General features: G+C 59.6%; 5 protein-coding genes. All 5 read left to right on the top strand.

All coding sequences use genetic code 11. The features are described from left to right. Positions 1-460, top strand: a 460-nt coding sequence (locus GX108_00780) for an iron ABC transporter permease (protein NLO55584.1), incomplete at its 5' end; no start/stop codon positions are given. After that, positions 457-1,230: an ABC transporter ATP-binding protein gene (locus GX108_00775; GenBank protein ID NLO55583.1), complete on the top strand. Its 774-nt coding sequence runs from the start codon at positions 457-459 to the stop codon at positions 1,228-1,230. The genes GX108_00780 and GX108_00775, both read left to right, overlap by 4 nt. A 205-nt stretch (positions 1,231-1,435) precedes the next feature. Beyond that, a complete protein-coding gene (locus GX108_00770) occupies positions 1,436-2,047 on the top strand; it encodes a tRNA CCA-pyrophosphorylase (GenBank protein NLO55582.1) in 612 nt (203 codons plus the stop codon). A 192-nt stretch (positions 2,048-2,239) separates the two neighbouring features. Beyond that, positions 2,240-2,695 carry a pyridoxamine 5'-phosphate oxidase family protein gene (locus GX108_00765; protein ID NLO55581.1) on the top strand — a complete coding sequence of 152 codons (456 nt, stop codon included), beginning with the start codon at positions 2,240-2,242 and terminating at the stop codon, positions 2,693-2,695. Then, positions 2,688-3,366 (top strand): trehalose-phosphatase (otsB, locus tag GX108_00760; protein NLO55580.1); only part of this gene is annotated, 679 nt, incomplete at its 3' end. The genes GX108_00765 and otsB, both read left to right, overlap by 8 nt.

Genomic DNA, 3,366 nt, shown 5'->3' with positions numbered 1-3,366 from the left:
CTTCTGGACCTTCGGCGACCTTTCCCGGGCCGGGTGGAGGGAGATAAGCATCATTTCCCTTGTAACAGGCGTTTGCTCCCTGTATTTCGCCTTCAATTCGTGGAATTACAACGCCATCGACGCCGGGGACGAGACGGCCGCGAGCCTTGGCGTCAACGTCAGGGTGGTGCGTTTTCTCGGCATGAGCCTGGCATCGCTGGTCACGGCGGTGATCATCTCCTTCGTCGGCGTGATAGGCTTCGTGGGCCTCGTCTGCCCCCACATGGTAAGGCGCCTAATAGGCGACGACAACCGGTTCCTCATCCCGGGCTCCCTCGGAATGGGCTCCATCCTTCTCCTGGCGGCCGATACAACGGCCAGGATCATGATAGCGCCCAATGTGCTGCCCGTGGCGATACTGACGTCCTTCGTCGGGGCTCCCCTGTTCCTCTACCTCCTCGTCAGGGGGTACCGACGATGATACTCGATGTCCGCGACGTCTCCTTCGGCTACAACAGCAGGCCCGTGCTGGAAGGGGTCTCCTTCAGCCTCGGGAGGAACGAGCTGCTGGCCATCCTCGGCCCCAACGGGGTGGGCAAGACGACCCTGCTGAAATGCCTGAACGGTATCCTGCGCCCGGCGACGGGGACCATCAAAGTCGAAGAGAGGGACCTCCTGCGCATGAAGAAGCTGGAAATAGCCAGGGACCTCGCCTATGTAGCCCAGCAGGAGCAGGGGGGGAGGCTGACCGCCTTCGACGCCATCCTCCTCGGCCGGAGACCCCGCATAACCTGGAAGGTGGGCAGGGAGGACATCCGTAAGGTGGACGCCATCATCCGGACCCTCGGCCTCGAGCACCTTTCGCTCCGGCACCTCGATGAGATGAGCGGCGGCGAACTACAAAAAGTCTGCATTGCCCGTGCACTGGTACAGGAGCCGAAGGTGCTGCTGCTCGATGAGCCCACCAGCAGCCTGGACCTCAGAAATCAGCAGGAAATCCTGTCCATCATCAGGCACATCGTGACGGGCCACGGAATGGCGGCGGTCATGACGATGCACGATATAAACTCCGCCCTGCGCTTCGCCGACAGGGTGGTCTTCATGAAGAAGGGCCGGATTTTTGCCGTCGCCGGCCTGGAGGAGATAACGCCGGCGATGATCGGGGAGGTCTACGGCATACCCGTCGTGATAGAGAAGGTCCAGGGGTACCCGGTGGTGGTGCCCGTGGGGACCAGAGAAAGTGACGCTTGAGGCGTAACGGTTGGATCGTGGGGCGAAAAGACAGACCCTTTTCACCACAGATGACACAGAGAGGGTCCTGATCAAAGGTCCCACGATGAACGAATCGTGATACAGAGTTCACGAATAGGTCGGACCTCTCCTGGCGAGCCCGGGATGGCCGATCCTTCGAACGGCCGGTCAAGGGACCGGTGATCGACATAAGGGAGTGAATGACTTGGGATTGAAGATACCTGAAGAGGAATTGAAGGCCCTTATTGCCTTCCATGGGCACTGGTGCCCCGGGCTGGCCACGGGGATAAAGGTCTCCCAGGTCGTCCTCGCCGAGCTCGGCCGGTCCTCCGACGAGGAGATCGTCGCCGTCGCCGAGACCGATAATTGCGCCGTCGACGCCATCCAGTTCCTCACGGGGTGCACCGTGGGAAAGGGCAATATGATCGTTAAGGATTGGGGAAAGGCGGCCTTCAGCTTCTATAGGAGGAGGGACGGAAAGTCCCTGAGAATAGTGAGCCGCCCCGACGCGGCGCAAAGCGGCAGCGATGAGTACAGGACCTTGCAGGAGAAGAGCAATCAAGGTGTCCTCACGCCGGAGGACTCGAAGAGGTTCGAGGAATTCAGAAGGGAGCGCTGCACCCGCATCCTCGAGTCGGAACCGGAGGCCCTGTTCATCATCGGGAAGCCCCTGGAACCCGTCCCGCCCTTCGCCCCCATGAAAAGGAGCGTCCTCTGCGACGCCTGCGGCGAGTTGGTCATGGAGACCAAGGCCAGGCTTTGCGACGGCCGCACCTTGTGCCTCCATTGCTTCGAGAGACTCGTACCCCGTCCGTGATATGTTGCCGGGAAGGGCTGTGATCCTTGCTTCCCGTGGCGTCGGCGACCGGTGCCGTTGAAGCGAAAAAGGAAATAGGAAGGGCAATGAACATCGCTTTTGGGATACATTTTTCGGGGAACCAGAAAATGAGTTAAACTATCGCCGTTCACGCCGGTTTTGAACCCCGGGAAAGGAAGGGAGCCGACAAGCATGCGAAGAAAAGAAAGGGAGATAAAGGACCGGGCGGAGATCGAATCGGTCATCCTGGATTCCCAAGTCTGCCGGATGGGGCTCTGCGACGACGGCAGGCCCTACGTGGTGCCGATGAATTTCGGGTACCGCGATGGCAAGGTCTATATGCACTGCGCTACGGAGGGGAGGAAACTGGACGTAATCGGGAAGAATCCCCAGGTCTGCCTCGAGTTCGAGGCGGACCTGCAGATGAAGCATGCCCAGGAAGCCTGCGATTTCTCCATGAAGTACAAGAGCGTCATTGCCTGGGGGAAGGTCCAGGTCCTTGAGAAATCCGAGGAAAAGATTTACGGGATGAACGTCATCATGGGGCACTACACGGGAAAGGAGTACGAGTTTCCCGCCCAGGCGCTGGCAAGGATAGTGGTCATCAGGGTCGATGTCGAGGAGATGACGGGGAAGCAGAATGGATGAACCCGACAGGCCAACCGTCATGGGGAAAGGAGCGATAACTCAAAAATCTGCACCCCTTCCAAAAGCGCTGGAGAACAGGGGCGTCATCGAAGAGGCTGCCAGGGGCAGGTCCCTTTTCGCAGCTTTCGATTTTGACGGCACCCTGGAGCCCATCAGCGACGACCCCGAAACGGTTTTCCTTGGTCCGGTCATGAAGGCGAGGCTCGAAGCCCTGTCCAGGGCTTCCAGGGTCGCCGTCATAACGGGCAGGGATTTGCGGGATATTCGCCGAAGGGTGGGACTGGTGGACCTTTTTTACTCCGGTTGCCACGGCTTCGAGATATCCGGCCCCCCGAGAAGCGGTATTTCCTTCGAGATAGGCGAAAAATACCTCCAGGCCCTGGAAGAGGCGGGAGACCGGTTTGAAAAAATCTTGAGGGGTTTTCCCGGAGCGATCCTCCAGAGGAAGAAGTTCTGCCTATCGGCCCACTACAGGCTCGTAAATGAGCGGGATGTCCCGGTGCTGGTCGGCCTCATCGAGGAGGCGGCCGCCGGCGTGGGGGGGTTGAGGGCGAGGTCCGACAAGAAGGCCGTGGAGGTACTTCCCGACATGGACTGGAACAAGGGTTCGGCGGTCCTTTGGCTCCTTGACGTTTTCGGGATGACCCCGGCGAATTCCTTCGCAATTTACG

The sequence above is a fragment of the Thermovirga sp. genome, assembly GCA_012523215.1.
Taxonomy (GTDB): domain Bacteria; phylum Synergistota; class Synergistia; order Synergistales; family Thermovirgaceae; genus 58-81.
This window is presented reverse-complemented; position numbering and strand designations above follow the sequence as displayed.